Source organism: Desulfobotulus sp., assembly GCF_034006065.1.
Taxonomy (GTDB): Bacteria; Desulfobacterota; Desulfobacteria; order Desulfobacterales; family ASO4-4; genus Desulfobotulus.
In genome coordinates this window covers 1-22,338 of record NZ_JAVETM010000018.1, presented here as the reverse complement: position 1 = coordinate 22,338, position 22,338 = coordinate 1, and the positions used below count along the sequence as shown (strand labels likewise).

Below are 22,338 nucleotides of genomic sequence, written 5' to 3'. Positions count from 1 at the left end.
GGTCTGTCCTTCCGCCTCTTCTGACGTCTGTACAAATACCCGTTCACCATTCGGATCCCAGTCAGGTCCAAACATCAGGCCTGCAAAATACTTTTTTAAGGATTTTTTATCACAAAATCCAGTCTGTCCGTATCCGGAGCCTGGGGATAGAGCCATACCACCTCCCCGCTTCTTCCCGGATAATGCCCTTTCACGCCGCCTTTTCCCTCGGCGTAAATCCGGTAAAGCCCCGCAGGAACCTCCGGTGCAACCCAGGGGTACCCCCCATCCGCATCCCGGTTCGCCCGGTCCAGGGGAATGCGGAGGCTACCTTCTCCCTGAAGACTTTCCAGCACCACGGCAAAGCTGTCATCGGGCAGAACAACAGAGGCCGCAGGAATCCCTTCCACATAAACGGGATACACGTAAAGCCCTGAGGACGCACGGATCTCCAGGTGAGTCGCCCCCCCATCCGCAGGAAAATCTCCATGGTCCCGGAGAATTTCAATCTCATAAAGTCCAAAGCCATCCCCATGGACTTTTTTTCCCGTCACACGAATCCAGTCCGGAGCCTGGGGTTTCTGGATGAACAAAGAAGCCCCCTCATCCCCCTGGGCCAGATACAAAAAGGCTCTGAGGCCTGAAATTCCCATATGCAAAGCCTCGGGCAGGGCACTTAAAAAAAAGCCCCCGAGGCCCTCCAGAGCCTGGGCAGCGTTCACAAGCCCCCACCCCGTCTCCATGTCCTTTCCCGCCACACCGAGATCCCGGGTCAGCCCGCCCCGTTCCAGAATGGCCTGGGTCTGGGCGAGCGACAGGGTAGGCAGCTGGCTGCGCATCAGGGCTAAAACACCGGAAACAAAGGGCGTGGCCATGGACGTACCTGCGGCGGTTCCCGTATAGGTGGGCTCTTTCCGGATCAGGGAGCCTGAGGTGGTGTACACCGGCCCCCAGGGCGCAACCAGGGAAATCCAGTCTCCGTAATTGCTGTCAGGATGCCGTTGCAGATTCCGCCCCACTCCGCCTACGGCAAAAACCCCCGCATAACCCGCAGGGTAGTTTTTTCTGTCCGCCCCGTCATTGCCCGCAGCCGCCACCACCAGCACCCCGGCCCTGAGTGCGGCTTCCACGGCTTCCTTTTCCAGAGGATTCTCCCCCTCGCCCCCGAGGCTTAAGCTGATCACGTCTGCCTTGCGGGATGGGAGAAGGCCCGAGGCGTTTTCAAGGCCTGCGGCATACCGGATGGCTTCAGCCAGGGCCCAGGTACTCACCTCCCCCTTGGCATCAATGACCCTGAGGGGCATCAGGACAGCTTTTCCCGCCACACCGGCCATGCCGATGCCATTGTTCGCCGTGGCCAGGGCGATGCCCGCCACCTGGGTGCCATGGAAGGCAGCGCTGCCCGTCCCCGGATCCTCAGGATCCCCATCCTGATCCACAAAATCATACCCATCCGGGCCCAGGCGGTCTTTAAGATCCGGATGCTCCGCCAGCACCCCCGTATCCAGCACAGCAATGGCAGCGCCTTGTCCCTGGGTTTTTTCCCAGGCTCCCGGAGCAAAAATGGCTTCCAGGGGCCAGAAGCGATCCGGGTTTTCCACATAGGCTGCGTCGTTCACAGGAAGGGTGAAAACCCGGCGCCGGAGGTTGGGCGAAGCCCAGAGCACATCCGCCCTTAAGGCCATCTCCCTTATTGCATCCAGGGTTTCCCGGACTGCGGTTTCCCTGTCCTGGGAAAGAACCCTGCGCTCACCGGACAAACGGAAAAGGGTCCTATCGCCCTGCCTTGCCACAGAACGCCACCCCTCTTCCCCCATGGAAGAACGCAGCCCAGGCCCCCCTTCCCGGAAACGCACCACCATCTCTCCGGGAATCACATCCAGAGGAGAAACCCCCAGAGCCCCGGACGATCCGGCTTTGCCATCGGAAACCGCATAAACCTTGCCGGATAGGGAAAGGCGTCCTCCCGCATCCAATACAAGGGACTGCTCCTGAGTCTGGCTCAGACCGCCATCATCCGTAACACGCAGCGTGATGCGGTGGGTTCCGGCCGTACTCAGATCCAGCCAGCGGGAGCGCCCTTCTCCCACGGTCTCACCGTTCACCTGCCAGACATAACGCGAAAGGACGCCGTCCGGATCCGAAGAGAGAGCGGCGTCCACATAAATTCTGGCGGGAGCCCGGACATTCCCGAAAGCATCGGTAAAAATTTCAGGAATATCCATGAGAAATTCCGCAACAGGAGGCTCGTTAGCCGTCCCGCTTTCCCGTTTCACTTCTCCGGAAGAACCACAGGCGCTGAAAACAAACAGCCAGACAAGCCAAAGCATATGGGCTCGGATCATGATCCACCTCCCACCAGAGAAAAAAACGAAAAAGGCCTCCCGCATTTTCTTATGAATTTCTATTCAAGGTCCTCGGGAATATCCGCATTGGTGTGTACCTTCTGCACATCATCATTGTCTTCAAGCATCTCCATGAGTTTGACCATCTGCTGGGCGTCTTTGCCTTCAAGGCGGGTCATGGTCTGGGGAATCATGCTCACTTCCGCCATGGAAAAGGTAAAGCCCGCTTTTTCCAGAGTATCCCGGACACCCTCAAAATCCTGGGGCGCGGTGAAGATTTCAAAGCAGTCTCCCTCTTCCCGCACATCTTCCGCCCCAGCTTCAATGGCCGCTTCCATCAGCGCTTCCTCATCCACAGCCCCCCGCTCCACAACGATAAGCCCTTTTTTATCAAACATCCAGGCCACACAGCCATTGGCGCCGAGATTCCCCCCACACTTGCTGAAGGCATGGCGAACCTCGCCGACGGTGCGGTTTTTGTTGTCTGTCATGACTTCCACAAGAACGGCAGCACCACTGGGACCATATCCTTCATAGGTGATTTCCTCGTAATTGGCCCCATCCAGATCTCCGATTCCCTTTTTGATGGCCCTTTCGATATTGTCCTTGGGCATGTTCTCCGCCCGCGCCGCCAGCGTGGCTGCGCGCAATCGCGGGTTGCAGGAGACATCGCCTCCGCCCATGCGGGCCGCAACCATGATCTCTTTGGCAAGTTTTGTGAAAATTTTTCCCCGCCGAATGTCTTCCTTACCTTTTTTATGGCGAATGTTCGCCCATTTGCTATGCCCTGCCATACATCCTCCACCCCGGCCGCACCTGCAGCCGCTTTTTTAATTTAAATCCGGCCCTGAAAGCCAAGGCCTATCACGTAAATCTCACGGCTCTGTTTCCGACAGCTCTGGGGCTTGAAAATCCGCTCTTTTTCAAAAAGCCTGCGCACCTCCGCCACAAAGGGATCAAAACCCCGTCCCTGGAAAATCTTGCAGACAAAATGGCCTCCCTGCAAAAGCACTTCCGAAGCAAGAAAAAGCGCCGCCTCGGAAAGGGCCGCCGAACGCAGGGCATCCACATCCCCCATCCCCGTGGTGGCAGGGGCCATATCACTTAAGACCACATCCAATCCCGAACCGATCCACGTCCGGATTTCAGGGGAAAGGTCATAGATATCCCCCACCACAGCCCGGGCCTGGGGCGGCAAGGCCAGAAGCACAGGTTTTAAATCCACACCCAGCACATCCCCTGAAGACCCCGCCATCTCCGCCGCATACTGCAGCCAGGAACCCGGCGCGCAGCCCAGGTCCAGAATGCGGGCACCTTCTTTCAGAATGTCGTATTTGGTGTGGATTTCCTTAAGCTTGTACACAGACCGCGCCGCATAGGCTTCCTTGCGGGCCAACCGGGTATAGTGGTCTTCCCAGGGATTTGCCGGATTTTTTCCCACGACCTTACCTTTGGCTTTTTTTGCCGCCATGCTGCTCCATTTCCAGGATAAGTGTTGCAAAAATCTCTGTTAAATACGTTCTTTTTTATTTTCCCGTCAAGGTGACCGGGAAAAAAACTCCCCTTCTTTTTTCAGAAAGCCGCTTCACCTTAAAAAACTAAAACAGCTTTTCCATGGCTTCTTCCACCGTCCTTACCCCGTCCAGCACCATTTCTCTTGGCGCCTGTAACCGTCTTGCCGAAGAAGCAGGCGCAAGGCAACGGGTAAACCCCATTTTCAGAGCCTCGGTCATGCGGGTTTCCAGATGGCTCACCGCCCGCACCTCCCCGGTAAGTCCCACTTCTCCGAGAACCACAGTTTTTCCATCCACGGGCCGGTCCAGAAAACTTGAGGCCAGGGCCGCCACAACTCCCATATCCACGGCAGGTTCATCCACCTTCACGCCTCCGGCCACATTCATGAAAATGTCGTGGCCTGCCAGGTTCAGCCCCACCTTTTTTTCCAGAACCGCAGCCAGCAGGGCCACGCGGTTGCTGTCCAGCCCCGCAATGGTCCGCCTGGGAGAGCCCGCGCCCGTGCCTGTGACCAGAGCCTGTAACTCCACCAGAATGGGTCTCGAACCCTCCATGCTGGTGGTCACCACGGAACCTGCAGCAGCTTCGGGCCTTTCCGCAAGGAAAACTGCGGAAGGATTGCCCACCTCCCGGAGCCCGGATTCCTGCATTTCAAAAACACCGATTTCATTGGTGGATCCGAATCGGTTCTTCACAGCCCTCAGGATGCGGAAGACGTGGTTGCGATCCCCCTCAAAATACAAAACCGTATCCACCATATGCTCCAGAAGGCGGGGACCGGCAATGGCCCCATCTTTGGTGACATGCCCCACAAGGAGGGTGGGAATTCCGCTGCGCTTGGCAAAAACCATGAGCCGCAGGGTGGCTTCCCGCACCTGGGACACACTGCCCGGCGCGGACGCCAGCTCCGGGCTGAACATGGTCTGGATGGAGTCAATGACCAGTACATCCGGTTTTCTGGATTCCGCGAGGTGCAGCACCCTTTCCACCTCCGTTTCCGCAGCCACCAGGATACCCGGAGCCACAGCGCCCAGGCGCTCGGACCGCAGACGAATCTGACGAATGGATTCCTCGCCGGAAACATACAGCACGTTCCGGTTTTCCCCCGCAAGTCCCGCAAGGGTCTGAAGCATGAGGGTGGATTTCCCGATGCCCGGATCTCCGCCGATCAGCACCAGGCTGCCGGACACAAGCCCCCCGCCCAGTACCCGATCCAGCTCGGTAATGCCCGTTTCCGTGCGGTTTTCCGCATCCAGGGGAATGGCATCCATGGGAAACACCAGGGGCTCCCCCGCAATACGCACCGCAGCAGGTCTCTCCCTTTCCTCCATGAAGCTGTCCCAGGCCTCACATTCGGGGCAACGCCCCATCCAGCGCGGTGCGCGGTGGCCACAGGATTGGCAGACAAAAATACGCTTTTCACTCTTTTTCACCATTTGACCCCCCGCTCCAATCAGGCTAGGATGCACGCGTCATGGACAGCCATGCAGCCTGTATTTTCACAGCTTACCAGGAACACTCCCATGCTTGACTACCACATCCACACCCCTCTGTGCCGCCATGCCAGGGGCGCGCCTGCGGCCATGGTTCGGGCCGCCGTGGCCAGGGGCCTCCGGGAGATCGCCTTCCTGGATCACCTCACCCTGCCTCCCCTTCCCGGAAGCCACAGCATGGGCCCAAAGGACATTCCCTTTTATATGAATACCATCCGGGATCTGGCCATGGCCTGGGAAGGAACCATACGCGTTCTCGCAGGCCTTGAAATCGATTTTCATCCCCAGGCCCTCCCTGAAATCCGGCGCATCACCGAAACCTTTGATCTGGATCTGGTGGGCGGCTCCGTCCACTTTGTTCTCGGCCACAACATCGCCAGCCGCAGTGCAAGGGCCTCCTGGTCCCACCTGCCCCCCGCCTCCCTCTACCATGCCCACATGGACGCCCTGGAAGACCTGGTGGAAGCGGACTTCTGCGATGTACTCTGTCATCTCGATCTTATGGAAAAATTCGCTCCCGACCTCCTGCCTGGGGAACGCAAAGCCATTGAAAACCGCATGGAAGCCATCCTGGACCGCATCCGCGACAAGGATCTGGCTGTGGAGGTCAATGGTTCCGGTCTTGAGCAGCCCATGGGCGAACCTTATCCCTCGGCCGTCTTTCTCCATGGCTGCGCCAAGAGGCAGATTCCCCTCACCCTCGCCTCGGACGCCCATGATCCCGAATCCGTGGGCGCTTACAGCGAAGCCCTCCTGCACCGCATCCGCAGGGCAGGATACGACAAAGTCGCAAGCTTTTACAGACGCCGCCGCAGTTTTATCCCCCTGCCCAGGGATCCTGCAAGAACGCCTGGGATCCAGCCCTGAGGCCTACGCCCCAAGAACCCGGTATTCCCGTACATTAAAAAAAACATCCGGCTTCCCAGGCCGTTACCGTAAACGAAGGAATTTTTCAGATGCATACCCCCCCTTTTTCCCGATCTTCCATGGCCGAAGGCCCCCTTTTCCCAGCCCCTGGTGCGCCCTCTCTTCGGTCCCAACGCCGAAAAAAAAAGGCTGGCAAGGGATTTTTTTCCCTTCTCGCCCTGTGTATGACGTTTTTTTTCCCCTTATGCTCCTTTGCAGACGAAACCTCAGCCCTCCCTGCGCCCCAGGATCCCGAATTTGTCCCCGTACTGGAAAAACTCCTGAGCCAGGGCGTGGATGCGGCCCAGATCCAGCAGGTCTTTTCCCATCCAGGCTTCCGGTTCAACCCCGCCATTCCTTCGCTTTTCTTCCTGGTGCAGGAAAGCAAGCTCGATTATGCCCAGTTTTCCACCGAAGCCTCCATCAGCCGGGCAAAAACCTACATGCAGACCCATGAGAAAACCCTGGACAAGGCCTTCAGACAGTTCGGCGTACCTCCGGAAATCGTCACCGCCATCCTTCTGGTGGAAACCCGGCTGGGGACCTTCATGGGCCGCCATCCTGCGGCGGCGAACCTTGCCAGCATCGCTGCCATGGACAGCGCGGAAGTCCGGGATCTCATCTGGGAAAGGGTAAAGGATAAAACCCGTTTTGACAGGGAGACCTTTAATAAAAGGGCGGAAAGTCGCGCAGTCTGGGCCCAGAAGGAACTCGCTCCCCTTCTGGCCTATGCCGCAGCCAAGGGGGTTAATGCTGCGGAAATTCCGGGATCCTATGCCGGTGCTGTGGGAATCTGTCAGTTCATGCCCTCCAATATCCAGGCCCACGGAGCGGATGGAGACGGAGACGGCAAAGTCCGGCTCAGCACCCATGAAGACGCCATTTTCAGTGCAGCCCGTTACCTGAAAAACCATGGGTGGAAACGGGGCATGTCCCCTGAGGCCCAGCTGAAGGTGATTCTCACCTACAACAAAAGTCGGCCCTACGCCGAAGCCGTGCTGGACGTTGCAGGAAAACTCCGGAAGAAAAACCCGTAAAAAAACAAGCCCCTGTCACGGATTCCCGGATTCTGATGTTTCCATCCCTTTCATGAGGAAAGCCCATGCCTGCCCATTCCCCTTCCCGAATCCCTGTCATTCTCACGGCCTTTGGCACCCAAAAGGACAGCCAGGAAGTCCGGGACTTTCTGGAGGCCCGGTTCCGGGAGGCCTTTCCCCAGTGTGATTTTCACTGGGCCTTTGCGTCCCGGAGCGTTCAACAGCACCGCACAAGTCACACCCCACCGCCGCCGGAGCTGATCCTCCGACAACTGGCGGATGCAGGGCACCCCTGCGCCCTGATCCAATCCCTGCACATGGTCTGCGCTGCAGAGTTTCACAAACTCGCAGCCCTCCGCCGAAATGCCCCCCTCAGAACCGGGCTGGGACTTCCCCTCCTGGCCTCCGTGGAAGACTGCCACCAGGCAGCCCTGGCCCTGGACGAGGCCGCACAGCTTCCCGAAGATACGGCCCTGGTGCTGGCTCTGCACGGCTCAATCCATCCGGGCGGGGCTTTTTTCCATCTTTTTGGAAAAATCTTCATGGAAACCTGGGGAAAAAGGGCCTTTTACGGTATGATTGAGGGCGCGCCGGGAAAGGAAGAAGTTGCACGCAAGGTCTTTGAGGCGGGTTTTACAAAGGCCCACATCCTGCCCTTCACCCTGGTGAAAGGCCGTCATTTTGAAGAAGATCTGATGGGAGAAACCAACTCCTGGCGCAAAACCTTTCTTGCCATGGGCCTGACCCCGGATATTCCGTCCCGTCCCATGGGGCTGCGTCCGGGCATTGCCCGGATTTTCTGCCAGCATCTGGAAAAAGCGCTTCTGTCACAGATCTGAAAGGGACAAAAACCGGGCCCCTTGCAGGCCCTCTTTCTGAAAGGATTCTTTTTTCATGCAGACCGTTCTTGTATGGGTGGGCATCGGTTTTTTCTTTCTTCTGCTCACCAACCTCGCCTTTTTTGATGTCCTGCGCCGGGATTTCGGATCCAGGGGCAAGAAGGCCCTCTGGGGTTTCATCGCCCTCATCCCCTTTCTCGGTTGCCTCCTTTATATTCTCATTGGCATCCACCAGGGAAAACGGATACAGAATCCTTAAAAAAAAGCTTCTGGAAACGCCTCCCGCAGAAGACGTTTCCCTCACCTACACTTCCAGTATTTCCATGAGGCGATTCAGGAGCTTTTCCTCGGAAGGATCCACAACCAGATCCGAAAGCGCCAGGCACTGGGCCATTTCCACCACACTGAAACGATCCGAAGGGTCCGCGATCAGGATAGGGAGGGCTTCCATAGCCGCTGCGGGATCCAGCTCCAGAATCCGGGACTGCTCCCGCACCAGATCCCGGATACGGGCATCCGGCATGTTCGCGGTTTTCGGGTGGTTGCGGATCAACTCCACCAGTACGGTAATCTCTTCCTGATGCACCACACCGTCTGCTCCTGCCACAGCCACCAGCACACGGACCAGAGCCTCCGCAAACCCCCCTTTGACAATCTTCTCCCGCCAGAAACCTTCCTCAACCGAACGCCATGCCGCCTCATGGGAGGATTCCTCCCGCTGAGGCCGCACCGAGGGCCTCTGGGTGCTGGAAAGCATGCGCACCATGGGGTTGCTGTAGATCAGGGTGAAAAGCTGTTCTTCCGCCGCATCCCGCAATCTCTGGCCCATGTCCATGAAGGTGGCAAAAAAATCCACTAAGGTGGCCTCGGCCCTGCGGAAGGTATTTTCCGGAGATGCGGGCATCCTTGCCTTGCGGGCCATCCGGGCGGCAAGTTTCACAGGAAGCATGGCAGGGTTGATATCCGCAACAACCATGCGCAAAAGCCTCTGGGGATGATGCATGCGCATGAAGGCCGCCGACTGGGGAGTTACCATGCACCGGATCCAGGGCTGAAAAAAGCTCCTGTAACAGAGGTCGTTGATGCGGGAAATCTCCGCAACAGGATAGAAATCCAACTCATCTTCCACACCGTCATCCAGGCCTTCAATATCCGCAAAGGTCCGGGCTTCAAAACGTACCCGGTAAGCCTTCTCTGAATAGCGCGGGTCTCCCTTCTCGATGACCATCTCGTAAAGGCCCGGAGCCAGATAATCCACCATGTCAATGCTGCCGATGATCTCCGAATGTTCCTTATTGGCCACCCTGTCCGACACAAAAAGTCCGATATGGCCCACATGGGCATGCACCATATAAATGATCACCTGCTGTTGCTTCTTCACCTCCTCCAGACTGCCCCACACCTTGACAATCCAGTTCAGGGCCTGCTGGGGCGGAGTCACGTTATCACCGTCTGAGGAAAAAAGGACAATGGGGTCCGCCAGATCCCGAAGATCAATGCGCTTGCCCTCCTGAAAGCTCACCTCTCCCAGCTCCAGCTGGTTCTCGATGAAAAGGTGCTGGATCATGAAACGGATTTCTTCGGCAGTCATGAGGTAGTAGCTGCTCCACCACCTTGAAAAATCCCGAAACCTGTCCGATTCCGTATCCACATGGCTGTAAAGATAGTACGGGCTGCGGCAATAGGCTTCAGCCATGTCCAACCCCTCATGGCCGGATGCGAGATTGGCGCCGTCAAAATATCCGGCCCCAAGATCACTGGCCAGCTCCACGCTCCAGACCCCGCCGATGAGACCTGCCTTATACCGCACCACATGCCGCCCACGCACCCCGGCCCAATAGGAAATGGGCGACCCATTGAGAACCAGAGGCCCTGTGAGATTGGGCCGATCCGCACTCATCAGCGCCACGGCCCATCCCGCCTGGCTGTTGCCGATGATACTGGGTCTTCCACTGTCCGGGTGCCTGCGGGCCACTTCCTCAATGAACGCGATCTCCGCATTTTTCACATCCTCCAGGGTCTGGCCGACAACGGGTTCCGGAAAAAACAGGATAAAATACACAGGATGTCCCTTGTCCAGGGCCAGTCCGATTTCCGAAGCCCGTTTGGATCCTCCGATGCCCGGCGCATTGCCGGAACGGGGATCAATGACCACCACAGGTCTGCGATCGTGCCGGAAGGTTTCCTTTTTTTTCTGCTCAGCCTTTATCTTCCGATCCCCCCGGCTCCTTCTGTCCTTGATCCGCACCAATGCATAGTTCACGGGGCGCTCAAAGGTGCGGCCATCCAGGATCATCTCATAGGGAAAAAACAGCACAGGCGGCTGGCCGTCGGCAAGATACTGGAAAAAATCATTCCCGTGGTTTCGGAGAATATCCAGGAACAGAATCTGACGCTGGGCAGTATCCACAAGATAATCCACAAACTCCAGGCCACTGCCTCCCAAAGGAAGCCGTTTCACAATCTGGGAAAGGTCCGTTGTCATGATAATCTCCCACTATCCTCTCAGGTAAAAATCAGAAACAAAAACAACCCGTATCCTTTAAATTCTTTCTCCGCTCCAGCGGAGTTTGGCTTTCAGCACATCAAAATAACGCTGATCCGGCAGGGTGATCATGCGCACGGGTGCCTCCGCGCGCACCACGCAAAGGGTGTCCCCATGATGCAGGGCATGGCCGGACTGTCCGTCACAGGTCATCATGATATCCCCGGAAGAGCGGGGGTCCAGCCGCACGGTAATCTGAACCCCATCGGGCAGAATCAGGGGGCGGTTGGTCAGGGTGAAAGGGCAGATGGGCGTCAGGAGGATGGCCTCAATGGCCGGATGTACCACAGGCCCTCCTGCGGCCATGGAATAGGCCGTGGACCCCGTGGGCGTGGCGATGATCAGGCCATCGCCCGTGTAGGTGGTCAGGTAGCGCCCGTCAATTTCCGTACGCACCCGCGCGAGACGGGCAAGGGCGCTTTTGGAAATGACCACGTCATTTAACACCCTTTCCTCCATCAGAATTTCTCCTCCCCGACTCAGGGTCACCCGCAGGCGCATTCTTTCCTCGGCAACATAGGAACCCTCCAGCACCGCATCCGCGATTTCATAGAGCCGGTCTTCCAGCACCTCCGCAAGAAAACCCACCTCACCGAACTTCACCCCCAGAATGGGAATCTCAAGGTCTCCGATCCAGCGGGCTGCGGACAAAAAGGTGCCGTCTCCACCCAGCACAAAGGCCAGATCCACGCTCAATGGTGCATCACAACATGGCATGGGAGACCCGGCGATGGCCGTCCTCCTCATGACCTGAACCCCCCGATGCCCCAGCCATACACTGAAAGCATCAGCGGTTTTCTGGGCCTGAACGTCCTCTTTCACAACCAGCGCCACGGTCCGGCTCATCACCGTCCTCCCTCTATTTTCTTACGTTGCAGCATAACCATTTCCCAGGAGGCCGTAAAGCGCTTTCCTCCAGGACTTTTTCCGTAAAAATCCTTTCCCTCTTGACGCCCCATCTCCTCTTAACTATTTATATCCTTTATCGGTTTTTTTAAATTCTTTACCAACCCCAACGGGAGGAAAAACCCAGATGAAACCCTTTGCACGGCTCTCTCTTATCATGGCCCTCATTTTCCTATCCACAGCCCTAATCGTATCCTGCGGGAAAAAGGCCCAGGAAGAGGTGATCAAGATCGGTTACGGAGGTGCCCTCTCCGGTGACCTCGCCTCCTACGGCATCCCCAGCCGACGCGCCGCAGAACTGGTTGTCAGAAATGTCAACGCCCAGGGTGGACTTCTGGGCAAACAGGTGGTTCTTGTGGCGGAAGACGACGTGTGCAAGCCCGAAGTGGCCACCAACACCGCCACCAAGCTCGCCACCGATGGCGTAAAAGTGGTGATCGGACACATCTGCTCCGGCGCCACCATCTCCGCCCTGGGCATTTATAAAGACACGGGCATTGTCTGCATGTCTCCCTCGGCCACCAACCCGGAAATCACCCAGAGCGGTGATTATCCCATCTTCTTCCGCACCATTGCCCCGGATGACTCCCAGGCCAGACTCCAGGTGGACTTCGCCCTCCATACCCTGGGGCTGAAGCGCATTGTGGTCCTCCACGACCGTGGGGACTATGGACGGGGCCTTGCCGAATTTGCCAGAAAATTCATAGAAGAGTCCGGCGAAGCGGAAGTGGTTCTCTATGAAGGCATCACCGCAGGCGCTGTGGATTATACCGCCGTGGTACAGAAAATCCGTCACAGCAACGCAGACGGCGTGATTTTCGGCGGTTACCACCCCGAAGCCTCCAAACTGGTCATGCAGATGCGCAACAACGACATGAAAACCACCTTCATCTCCGCAGATGGCGTCAAGGATGATACCTTCATCCGCGTTGCAGGCGAGTTTGCCGAAGGCGTTTATGCCACAGGTCCTGTGGATGTTTCCAGCAATCCCATGGCCATTGCCGCCCAGGAAGAGCATCGCTCCGTGTATGGGGAAGAGCCCGGCGCCTTCTTCCTCAACGCCTACGCCGCAGGCCTTGCCCTTGTCAATGCCATTGAAAAGGCCGGTTCCACCGAAGCTCCCGCCATCATGAACGCCCTTCGCACGGAATACATTGACACCCCCCTTGGAAAAATCAGCTTTGACAGCAAAGGCGACGCCATTGGCGTGGGCTTTTCCATGTATCAGGTTCAGAACGGCCAATACGTGGAACTGAAATAGCACCTTCTCACCCCTGAAAAGTATTTTCAGCAAAGTTTCAGGTCCGGGGCCTTGCCCCCGGACCTGAAATAGGGTAAGCCACCCTGCGGACAAAAGGTCGGACCACTGGAATGGACCGCCGGGATCCGGAAAAGGAAGAAGGCAGACGCGCAGATGGCGTACACGCCTCACGGCAAAAATCGTCTCTGCCCCTGACTTCTCTGCCCCTTCTTTCTTTCCCGGACTTCGTCGGCACACAGGATGGAAGATCTGGAAAAACAGCGCCAGACCTTCCCAAAGGTTCCGGGCCATGGTTCCGGAAGCATTTTTTTAAATAAAAAAACGGGAAAACCAAACCCATGGAACAGTTTCTCGAATACTTTCTCAGCGGTCTCACGCGGGGCAGCATCTACGCCCTCATTGCCCTGGGCTACACCATGGTCTACGGCATCATCGGACTCATCAACTTCGCCCACGGGGAAATCTACATGATCGGTGCCTTCACGGCCCTGATCACCGCCACAGCCCTTGCGGTCATGGGCTTTCCTCCCCTTGCCATTCTCCTTCTGGCGGGGCTTGCCGCCATCATCTGGTCCGCAGCCTATGGTTTTACCATTGAAAAGGTGGCCTACAAGCCCCTGCGCAGCGCCCAGCGCCTTTCCCCCCTCATCAGCGCCATTGGTATGTCCATCTTTCTGCAGAACTATGTGATGCTGGCCCAGACCTCGGATTTTCTCCGCTTTCCCGCTCTGATTCCGGAATTCCAGTGGCTGGCCCCCTGGTCCCACATCATCAATACGCCCCGCTTCATCATCCTCGCCACCACCGCCGTGGTCATGGTGCTGCTCACCCTGCTCATCCGGTACAGCCGGACGGGGAAAGCCATGCGCGCCACCTCCCAGGACAGGGAAATGGCCCTTCTTGTGGGCGTGAACGTGGATCGGGTGATTTCCAGCACCTTCATCATCGGTTCTTCCCTGGCCGCAGTGGGCGGGGTGCTCATTGCTTCCTACATCGGTCAGATCAACTACTTTGTGGGCTTCATTGCAGGGCTCAAAGCCTTTATCGCAGCCGTGCTCGGCGGTATCGGCTCCATCCCCGGCGCTGTGCTGGGCGGCCTGATCCTGGGATGGACGGAAAGTTTTGCCACGGGGTATATTTCCTCGGAATATGAAGACGTTTTCGCTTTTGCGCTTCTGGTCCTCATCCTGATTTTCCGGCCTGCGGGCATTCTTGGCAAAAACAGCACCCAAAAGGTCTGATGATCAATCCCCAAAGAGGTTTTTATGTTCACGCTTCAGGAACTCAGAAAATCTGTCATTGCAGCCCTGTGGTTCATGTTTCTCACCTTCCCCATCCTGGTCATCCGGGTGAATCCCCTGGAAAGAACCATTCTCTGGCGCTGGGAAAACATGCTCTATGTGGGCTTGGGAGTATTTTTCGGCTCCTATGCCTGGCGGGAGCTGCTCCGCCGCAAGGAAAGGGGGCTGAAACGCAGGGCCCAGGGACAGGCAGAGGAAAAAACCGGATTTTTTCAGGGTCTTGCGGAAAATCCCAAACTCATCCTTCCGGCCCTGGGGCTTGTGCTGGGCATCACCCTCCTCTTTCCCCACCTGGTGAATCCCTACCAGATCAGCATCATGACCCTGGCCCTCATCTATGTGGTTCTGGGACTCGGGCTCAATATCGTGGTGGGGCAGGCGGGCCTGCTCAACCTCGGATATGTGGCCTTCTTTGCCGTGGGAGCCTACGGCTACGCCCTTCTGAACAAGCATTTTGCCCTTGGCTTCTGGACCTGCCTTCCCATTGGCGCAGGCCTTGCCGGCCTGTTCGGCATTCTCCTCGCCCTTCCCGTGCTGCGGCTCAGGGGGGATTATCTGGCCATCGTGACTCTGGGTTTTGGGGAAATCACCCGCATTGTGCTTGAAAACTGGGGAAAATTCTCCGGCGGTCCCACTGGTATCCGCGGCATTCCCAGGCCGGAGTTTTTCGGGATCAGTTTCAGCCTCAGCGAAGCCATCCTCTACATCTACTACATCATGGTCTTTGCCGTCATTCTCACCATCTTTGTGATCAACCGCCTCCAGAATTCCAGGCTGGGAAGGGCCTGGGTGGCCCTGCGGGAAGATGAGATCGCCTGCCAGGCCATGGGCATCGACAAAGCAGGCGTCAAGCTTTCCGCCTTTGCCCTGGGCGCCATGTGGGCGGGCATGGCGGGCGTGATCTTTGCCGGTTACAATACCTACATCAATCCCAAAAGCTTCACCTTCATGGAGTCTGTCATCATTCTCTCCATCGTGGTTCTGGGCGGCATGGGCTCCATCCTCGGCGTGGTGCTGGGGGGGTTGATCATGATCCTCCTGCCCGAGTATCTCCGGGAAGTGGGCAATTACCGCATGCTGATCTTCGGTTCTGCCATGATCCTCATGATGGTTTTCCGTCCCCAGGGCCTGATCCAGAGCAAACGCAAAGCCTATGAATTTCACCAAGACAAAGGGGCGGCTTAAACCATGGAACCCATTTTAAAAGTCCAGACCCTTACCATGGATTTCGGCGGTTTAAGGGCCTTGAACCGGGTCAGCCTGGATATCCGAAAGGGCGAGATCGTTGCCCTCATCGGTCCCAACGGCGCGGGTAAAACCACATTTTTCAACTGCATCACAGGTATCTACACCCCCACCCACGGGGATATTTTCATCACGCCTCCGGAAAAACCGCGCTTGCGCATCAATGGCATGAAGGCCAACAAGGTCACGGAAAAAGGACTGGCCCGAACCTTTCAGAACATCCGCCTTTTCCCCAACATGACCGCACTTGAAAACGTGATGATCGGACGCCACGTCCGGACCCGCTCCGGAATCCTGGGAGCCATCTTCCGTCCACCGTCCGTGCGGCGGGAGGAAAGGGAAACGGCGGAGTACTGCTATGCCCTTCTCAAAAAAGTCGGTCTCTCCGCAGAGGTGAATGAGCTGGCCAAAAACCTTTCCTATGGTGCCCAGAGGCGTCTTGAAATCGCAAGGGCCATGGCCACGGATCCCTTCCTGCTTCTTCTGGACGAACCTGCTGCGGGCATGAACCCTTCTGAAACCCTGGAGCTGGATCAGCTGATCCGTAAAATCCGGGATGAGGATGGCATCAGCATCCTTCTCATTGAGCACGACATGAAGCTTGTCATGAATATCTCCGAACGCATCTTTGTCATGGATTACGGCTCCAAGATCGCCGAAGGCGCTCCCATGGACATCAAGAACAACCCCCTTGTCATCAAAGCCTATCTCGGGGAGGAAAGCCATGCTGACGCTTGAGGCCATCAACACCTATTATGGGAACATCCGGGCCCTCAAAAACATTTCCATCGACATTTCCGAAGGAGAGATTGTGGCCCTCATTGGCGCCAATGGCGCCGGAAAAACCACCACCCTCAAATCCATCTCCGCCATCACACCGCCCAGAAGCGGGAGCATCCGTTTCATGGACAGGGAAATCACAGGCAGGCCTCCGGAAAAAATTGTGGCCATGGGCCTTTGCCATGTGCCCGAAGGCCGCCACATCTTCCCCCTGCTCACGGTCATGGAAAACCTGGAAATGGGCGCTTTTCTCCGTAAAGACAAGGCAGGGATCAGAACAGATCTTGAATACATCTTCTCCCTTTTTCCCATCCTGGCCCAGCGCCGCAAACAGGCTGGCGGAACCCTTTCCGGAGGCGAGCAGCAGATGCTGGCCATCTCCCGGGCACTCATGGGACGGCCCAAACTCCTGCTCCTCGATGAGCCTTCCCTGGGCCTTGCACCGCTCATCATCAAACAGATTTTTGAAATCATTGAGCAGATCAACCGGGATGGGGCCACCATCTTTCTCATTGAACAGAATGCCAACCTCGCCCTGAAAACAGCCCACAGGGGCTATGTCATGGAAAACGGAGAAATCACCCTTTCAGATACGGCGGAAAACCTTCTGGCCAACGAGGATGTGAAAAAAGCCTACCTGGGGATATGACAGGATGGCATTGACCTTCGAATGGGATACGGTAAAGGCCGAAGCAAATCTAAAAAAACACGGCATCCGGTTTGAAGAGGCCCAGAGCGTTTTTGCCGATATTTCCGCTTGTATTTTTGACGATGTGTGCCACTCTTCTCTGGAGGAGCAGAGGGAAATCATCTTGGACATTCAAGCAAAAATCGCATACTGCTGGTAATCTTTACTGAGCAAACAAACGGTATTCTGCGGATTATCAGCGCACGCCATGCAACCCCAAGGGAGATCAGGCGCCATGAAAAAGAAAACCCCTTCGGATAACATGCAGGCCGAATATGATCTGGATTATACCCAAGCGAAAAAAAACCGTTTTGCAGGAGAACAGCAAACGGTTTCCATTATCCTTGATCCGGACATTGCCTGCGTCTTCAAAACCTCGGAATCCGTGAACAAGGCCTTACGCGCCCTCCTCGAAGTGATCCCGCCCAAAACGGAAAAACAAAAAAAATCCCCTCTCCATCCATAAGACGCAAGCTTTCTGAAAAACGAACGACAAAGGGCGACCCTGGGGTCGCCCTTTCAGCTTCTTCAGTATTTCTTTTCTTCCGATCAGATGCCTGCGGCAGCCCTCAGGGCGTCCACCATGTTGGTTTCCTCCCAGGTGAAGCCCGGCCGCTCATTGCGACCAAAATGGCCATAGGCTGCGGTCTGGCTGTAAATGGGGCGGAGCAGATCCAGCTGACGGATAATGCCCGCAGGCCGCAGATTAAAGACCGAACGCACCACTTCACCCATCCGGGTTTCACTGAGCTTACCCGTGCCATAGGTATTCACCAGCACGGATACGGGCTCCGCCACGCCAATGGCGTAGGCCACCTGAATCTCGCACTTGTCTGCAAGGCCTGCGGCCACAATGTTCTTGGCAATGTAACGTCCCATGTAGGAAGCACTGCGGTCCACCTTGGAAGGATCCTTGCCGGAAAAGCAGCCGCCGCCATGGCTGCCCTGACCGCCATAGGTATCCACAATGATCTTGCGTCCCGTGAGGCCGCAATCGCCCATGGGTCCGCCCACCACAAACTTACCTGTGGGGTTGATGAAATATTTGGTTTTAGCATCCAGCATGTGGGCGGGAATCACGGAGCGGATCACCTCTTCCAGCACCCCTTCCTTCAGGGTGGCATAGGCCACTTCCGGCGTATGCTGGGTGGACACCACCACCGCATCCACGCGCACAGGTCTGCAGCCTTCATACTCCACCGTTACCTGGGCCTTGCCATCCGGACGCAGGAAGTTCAGCACACCTTCCTTGCGCACCTTGGCCAGCCTGCGGGTCAGCTGGTGGGCCAGCATGATGGGGGCAGGCATCAGCTCCGGCGTATCGTTGCATGCAAAACCGAACATAAGGCCCTGATCCCCAGCTCCCTGTTCTTCCTCACTGCCCCGATCCACGCCCTGGGCAATGTCCGGAGACTGCTGACCAATGGTGGTCAGCACAGCGCAGGTCTGCCAGTCAAAACCCATGTCCGAGGAATTGTAGCCGATTTCCCGGATGGTGTTGCGGACAATCTGGGGCATGTCCACATAACAGGAGGTGGTGATTTCACCGGCGATGATGGCCATACCTGTGGTAACCAGGGTTTCACAGGCCACGCGGCAACGGGTATCCTGGGCCATGATGGCATCCAGAATAGCGTCGGAAATGGCATCCGCCACCTTGTCAGGGTGCCCTTCGGTAACAGATTCGGAAGTAAACAGCATGCGTTCCTTACTCATCAGAACTCCTTTTTTTGATATGCGGCCCAAACGCCACATGGAAAGACAATCAACCAGCACTTTAAAAAAAAAAAAATCCATTCACTCCGCCAGCGGGGATCCCAAGGTACGGCATCTGCCCTCAGGGCGTCAGCACGGCATTGTCAATCAGCCGGGTTTTCCCCACCTTCACAGCCAGCGCCATCAGGGTGGGGCCTGAAATCACCTCCACCTCTTCCAGGGTATCGGGCCTGCACAGGGTCACATAGTCGATCTCCGTAAAGGGATGGGAGCTGATTTCCTTCTCCGCCTCCCTGCGGATGTGATCTGCGCGGATCTCCCCTTCTTTCACGCGTCTGGACGCCCCTTCCAGGGCCCTGGAAAGGCAGAGGGCCGAAGCCCGCTCTCCGGAAGACAGGTAGGTATTCCTGGAACTCATGGCCAGGCCATCGGATTCCCGGACAATGGGGCCTCCGAGAATCCGCACGGGAAAATTCAGATCCTGCGTCAGCTGCCGGATCACGGCCAGCTGCTGAAAATCCTTTTCTCCGAAAACCGCCACATCCGGCAAAACCATATTGAAAAGCTTGCTCACCACCGTGGCTACCCCGCGAAAATGAACGGGTCTCGACAGGCCGCAGAGGTGGTTGGGCAATTTTTCCAGGGTCACATAGGTCTGAAATTCCGGGCCGTACATGTCTTGGGGCTCCGGAGTAAAGACCGCGGCCACGCCCCGGCTCTGACACAGTTCCAGATCCCTTTCAAGGTTTCTCGGATAGCTTGCCAGGTCTTCTGTGGGGCCGAACTGGGTGGGATTGACAAAAATACTCACCACCACCAGATCTGCGTTACGGGCCGCAATATCCATGAGGGAAAGATGACCTTCATGCAAAAACCCCATGGTGGGAACAAAGCCGATGCTTCGCCCCTCTTTTTTCCATGCCTGGGACTGTTTCTGCATACTGCCTGGGGTCCTGTGAATTTCCATGGGGCCTCCGTTGAAAGATTCATACATCAAGATTTATTGATTAAGATAGAAGGGGGCAAAAGTCAACGAAACAATCACAGCCCAAACCCCTGAAGAAGAGGGACCGCTCTTTTTACTGCCCTGTCCTTTCCCACCCCCCGCAAGAGTCCCATCCATCCGGCATCCCACACGAATGCATTGCAGGTCTTTTTTTTTTCTGGTATGGGTCAGGATCGTTTTTTCCAGGGATGTCGGGCTTTCCGGTATGGCCTGGCTTAAAAGAATCTTACCGTTTCGGTATTGTCCCCTTCTGGTCGGCAAACATTTAAGGACAGCACATGGAAGTCAGAACGGCAAAAGAAACCCTTCCCCTTGCCCTGGATATCCGGGCCGTGGGTGACAGCATCCTGGCGGCCCAGCGGGATTCCGGAGAAATCCCCTGGTGCGGAGGAGAAAAAACCGATCCCTGGGACATGGTGGAATCCATCATGGGCCTTTCCATTACCGGGCATCACCAGGCCGCCCGGAAGGGGTTCTTCTGGCTGAGGGATCAGCAGCTGGAAAACGGTGCCTGGTACGCCTCATACAAAAACGGTCTGCCCGACGACCGCACCCAGGATACCAACATGACCGCCTACATCGCCGTGGGACTTTTCCACGACTGGCGGCTTCATCAGGACAGGGAATTTCTCGTGTCCTGCTGGCCCATGCTGGAAAAGGCCATGGGTTTTATTCTGGACATGCAGGCTCCGGAAGGAGAAATCTGGTGGGCCAGAAGTCCTGAAGGCAAAATCGACCCCATGTGCCTGCTCACAGGCTCCAGCGCCATCTTCATGAGCCTGAAGTGTGCCTGCGCCCTTGCCGCCATCCTGGATCAAAAACGACCCCAATGGCAGACCGCCCTTACCCGACTGGGCCATGCCATCCGCCACCGCCGCCACGTGTTCAATGTGTCCAAATCCCGCTACTCCATGGACTGGTTCTACCCCGTACTCTGTGGCGCCCTTTCGGGCGCAGAGGCCCAGCGCCGCATGGAAAAATACTGGAAGAAATTCATGGTGGAAGGCATGGGGGTGCGCTGCGTTTCCGACCAGCCCTGGGTCACCATGGCGGAAACCTCCGAACTCGTCCTTGCCCTTGCCGCCATGGGCAACCCCGGTCAGGCCCGCATCGTCTTTAACTGGATTCTGGACCGGCGCTATGAAGACGGCTCCTTCTGGTGCGGCTTCACCTTTCCGGACATGGTGATCTGGCCCGAGGACAAGCTCACCTGGACCAATGCCGTGGTACTCATGGCCGCTGACGCCCTTTACGGGATCACGTCGGCCGGGGATCTTTTTGACCATGGGTTCTGGGCAAAAAATCCCTATGGTGTGGTTACGGATGATTTTTAAAATTAATTTCGAGGTTTCCCTTGCGTAAGGATCACCGTCCCTATTTCATTAAAAAAGCCTACAACCGGTTTCAGAAATTTTACTTAAAAAAATTCCTGAAGCCGGAGTTTGAATCCTTAGGCCATGGCATCCACGCCATCAAGCCCTGGCATATGGAAGTCTTTGGTGGTCCTGTGCGCGTGGGCAGTTATACCACCCTCATCGCCAGTCCTGATGCCAAGGTCCGGCTCTGTGTATGGAGCGACAGAAAAGATATTCACGGCATTGAAATCGGTGAATACTGCCTGATCTGTCCGGGCGCCCGGATCAGTGCTGCGGAAAAAATCGTTATTGGTGCCAATACCATGCTGGCCAACGGCGTGTACATCACAGACGCAGACTGGCATGACATCTATGACCGATCCATGCCCATCGGCGTCACCCGCCCGGTGATCATCGGAGAGAATGTCTGGCTGGGCGACAGTGTCATTGTCTGCAAAGGTGTCACCATCGGGAAAAACAGCATCATCGGTGCAGGCAGCGTGGTGGTGAAAGATATTCCCGAAAACTGCATTGCCGCAGGCAACCCCGCTCAGGTTCTCCGCACCCTGGATCCGGACCGTAAAATCGTCACCCGGGGTGACTGGCTCTCCGATCCCAGGGAGGTCGGCCGTCAGTTTGATCTGCTGGATCGGGATCTTCTGCGCGGCAACACGATCTTTGGCTGGATCCGCTCCCTTGTGGCGCCCCGCCCCAGGGATTAGGCCTTCAAGAGCAGGAAAATCTCCATGAACCCATCCCTTTGCAGGCTGTCATCCTCCAATCCCGCGCGGCAAGGGTTCAGGTGTTTCTTCTTCCTGCTTTTCCTTTTTTTCCTTTCAGGTTTCCCTTTCTGGGCCAGCGCCCACGCCAAGGAAGCGGCCATCACCAACCTCATCCTGGCCAACCGGGACCAGGTTCTTGAGGTTTACCTGCGCACGGAAGGGGCCTTCACCCCGAAAATCGAAGCTGCCGTACAAAGCGGCGTTCCCGTCACCTTTTCCTATTACCTGGTGCTGGAAAGTCCGCGACGTTTCCGCCCTTCCCTGGAACTTTCCGACATCAAGCTCACCCACACCATCCGCTACAACGCCATCCGGGAAACCTACACGGTCACACGGTCCTGGGAGGGTTTTGCCCCCCACGTCACCCAGGATTTTGAAGAAGCCAAACGAAAAATGTGCAATATTTCCAACCTGGTCATCGCCCAGGTGGAAGAAATGGAAAAGGGGCGGGCATACAGGCTCCGGGCCAAGGCCAAGCTCAGCGAACTCACCCTGCCGCTTTATCTGCACCATATCCTTTTTTTTCTCTCCTTCTGGAATTTTGAAACAGACTGGTACAGCATCGATTTCACCTTCTGATCCGCCGGAGTTCCCATGACCCGAGCCCGCACCCCCCACGGAGAAAACAAGCGCCGCAAA

22 protein-coding genes are annotated in these 22,338 nt (G+C 56.6%); 14 read left to right on the top strand and 8 right to left on the bottom strand.

Features of this window, described 5'->3' with window-relative positions; translation table 11 throughout:
* Positions 1–95 precede the first annotated feature (95 nt).
* The 4 genes from RBR60_RS08605 to radA form a co-directional block, all read right to left on the bottom strand.
* The gene (locus RBR60_RS08605) at positions 96–2,324 is read right to left on the bottom strand and encodes a S8 family serine peptidase (protein WP_320355747.1); all 2,229 of its coding nucleotides are present in this window, start codon (positions 2,322–2,324) and stop codon (positions 96–98) included.
* Between the two features lie 59 nt (positions 2,325–2,383).
* On the bottom strand, positions 2,384–3,118 hold the full coding sequence (locus RBR60_RS08600; RefSeq protein ID WP_320355745.1) for a YebC/PmpR family DNA-binding transcriptional regulator: 735 nt from the start codon (positions 3,116–3,118) through the stop codon (positions 2,384–2,386).
* A gap of 41 nt (positions 3,119–3,159) precedes the next feature.
* Positions 3,160–3,795: an RlmE family RNA methyltransferase gene (locus tag RBR60_RS08595; protein WP_320355743.1), complete on the bottom strand. Its 636-nt coding sequence runs from the start codon at positions 3,793–3,795 to the stop codon at positions 3,160–3,162.
* Between the two features lie 127 nt (positions 3,796–3,922).
* Complete coding sequence (gene radA / locus RBR60_RS08590; protein WP_320355742.1) at positions 3,923–5,275, bottom strand: DNA repair protein RadA; 1,353 nt, start codon at positions 5,273–5,275, stop codon at positions 3,923–3,925.
* Positions 5,276–5,362: 87 nt separating this feature from the next.
* Between radA and RBR60_RS08585 the strand changes: the two genes are divergently transcribed.
* The 4 genes from RBR60_RS08585 (at position 5,363) to RBR60_RS08570 (ending at position 8,373) form a co-directional block, all read left to right on the top strand.
* Entirely contained in the window at positions 5,363–6,199 is an 837-nt protein-coding gene (locus tag RBR60_RS08585) for a histidinol-phosphatase (RefSeq protein ID WP_320355740.1), read from the top strand.
* A gap of 89 nt (positions 6,200–6,288) precedes the next feature.
* The gene (locus RBR60_RS08580) at positions 6,289–7,275 is read left to right on the top strand and encodes a lytic murein transglycosylase (RefSeq protein WP_320355738.1); all 987 of its coding nucleotides are present in this window, start codon (positions 6,289–6,291) and stop codon (positions 7,273–7,275) included.
* A gap of 65 nt (positions 7,276–7,340) precedes the next feature.
* Positions 7,341–8,114 (top strand): sirohydrochlorin cobaltochelatase, encoded by a 774-nt coding sequence (locus tag RBR60_RS08575; protein ID WP_320355735.1) that lies wholly within the window; start codon positions 7,341–7,343, stop codon positions 8,112–8,114.
* Between the two features lie 55 nt (positions 8,115–8,169).
* Positions 8,170–8,373, top strand: a complete 204-nt coding sequence (locus tag RBR60_RS08570; RefSeq protein WP_320355733.1) for a PLDc N-terminal domain-containing protein — start codon at positions 8,170–8,172, stop codon at positions 8,371–8,373.
* Positions 8,374–8,418: 45 nt separating this feature from the next.
* Here RBR60_RS08570 and RBR60_RS08565 read toward each other — a convergent pair whose 3' ends face one another.
* A complete protein-coding gene (locus tag RBR60_RS08565) occupies positions 8,419–10,599 on the bottom strand; it encodes a DUF3141 domain-containing protein (protein ID WP_320355731.1) in 2,181 nt (726 codons plus the stop codon).
* Positions 10,600–10,656: 57 nt separating this feature from the next.
* On the bottom strand, positions 10,657–11,505 hold the full coding sequence (locus RBR60_RS08560; RefSeq protein WP_320355728.1) for an NAD(+)/NADH kinase: 849 nt from the start codon (positions 11,503–11,505) through the stop codon (positions 10,657–10,659).
* A 187-nt stretch (positions 11,506–11,692) separates the two neighbouring features.
* Here RBR60_RS08560 and RBR60_RS08555 point away from each other — a divergent pair, with 187 nt between their 5' ends.
* The 7 genes from RBR60_RS08555 (at position 11,693) to RBR60_RS08530 (ending at position 17,306) form a co-directional block, all read left to right on the top strand.
* Positions 11,693–12,826 (top strand): branched-chain amino acid ABC transporter substrate-binding protein, encoded by a 1,134-nt coding sequence (locus RBR60_RS08555; protein ID WP_320355726.1) that lies wholly within the window; start codon positions 11,693–11,695, stop codon positions 12,824–12,826.
* Between the two features lie 338 nt (positions 12,827–13,164).
* Positions 13,165–14,067 carry an ABC transporter permease subunit gene (locus RBR60_RS08550; RefSeq protein WP_320355724.1) on the top strand — a complete coding sequence of 301 codons (903 nt, stop codon included), beginning with the start codon at positions 13,165–13,167 and terminating at the stop codon, positions 14,065–14,067.
* 24 nt (positions 14,068–14,091) lie between these two features.
* Positions 14,092–15,312 (top strand): ABC transporter permease subunit, encoded by a 1,221-nt coding sequence (locus RBR60_RS08545; RefSeq protein ID WP_320355722.1) that lies wholly within the window; start codon positions 14,092–14,094, stop codon positions 15,310–15,312.
* 3 nt (positions 15,313–15,315) lie between these two features.
* Positions 15,316–16,110, top strand: a complete 795-nt coding sequence (locus RBR60_RS08540; protein ID WP_320355720.1) for an ABC transporter ATP-binding protein — start codon at positions 15,316–15,318, stop codon at positions 16,108–16,110.
* Positions 16,097–16,801, top strand: a complete 705-nt coding sequence (locus RBR60_RS08535; RefSeq protein ID WP_320355718.1) for an ABC transporter ATP-binding protein — start codon at positions 16,097–16,099, stop codon at positions 16,799–16,801. The genes RBR60_RS08540 and RBR60_RS08535 overlap by 14 nt, the downstream gene beginning before the upstream one ends.
* Before the next feature lie 4 nt (positions 16,802–16,805).
* A complete protein-coding gene (locus tag RBR60_RS16805) occupies positions 16,806–17,000 on the top strand; it encodes a BrnT family toxin (RefSeq protein WP_413815456.1) in 195 nt (64 codons plus the stop codon).
* Positions 17,001–17,075: 75 nt separating this feature from the next.
* A complete protein-coding gene (locus RBR60_RS08530) occupies positions 17,076–17,306 on the top strand; it encodes a hypothetical protein (RefSeq protein WP_320355716.1) in 231 nt (76 codons plus the stop codon).
* 83 nt (positions 17,307–17,389) lie between these two features.
* Here RBR60_RS08530 and metK read toward each other — a convergent pair whose 3' ends face one another.
* A complete protein-coding gene (gene metK, locus RBR60_RS08525) occupies positions 17,390–18,556 on the bottom strand; it encodes a methionine adenosyltransferase (RefSeq protein ID WP_413815455.1) in 1,167 nt (388 codons plus the stop codon).
* A 121-nt stretch (positions 18,557–18,677) separates the two neighbouring features.
* On the bottom strand, positions 18,678–19,523 hold the full coding sequence (gene panC / locus RBR60_RS08520) for a pantoate--beta-alanine ligase (protein ID WP_320355714.1): 846 nt from the start codon (positions 19,521–19,523) through the stop codon (positions 18,678–18,680).
* 317 nt (positions 19,524–19,840) lie between these two features.
* Here panC and RBR60_RS08515 point away from each other — a divergent pair, with 317 nt between their 5' ends.
* The 3 genes from RBR60_RS08515 to RBR60_RS08505 are packed head-to-tail and all read left to right on the top strand — an operon-like array spanning position 19,841 to position 22,278.
* Positions 19,841–20,896, top strand: a complete 1,056-nt coding sequence (locus RBR60_RS08515) for a phenyltransferase domain-containing protein (RefSeq protein WP_320355712.1) — start codon at positions 19,841–19,843, stop codon at positions 20,894–20,896.
* Between the two features lie 20 nt (positions 20,897–20,916).
* The gene (locus tag RBR60_RS08510) at positions 20,917–21,639 is read left to right on the top strand and encodes an acyltransferase (RefSeq protein WP_320355710.1); all 723 of its coding nucleotides are present in this window, start codon (positions 20,917–20,919) and stop codon (positions 21,637–21,639) included.
* 24 nt (positions 21,640–21,663) lie between these two features.
* On the top strand, positions 21,664–22,278 hold the full coding sequence (locus tag RBR60_RS08505) for a DUF4390 domain-containing protein (RefSeq protein ID WP_320355707.1): 615 nt from the start codon (positions 21,664–21,666) through the stop codon (positions 22,276–22,278).
* The last annotated feature ends 60 nt before the right edge of the window (positions 22,279–22,338 follow it).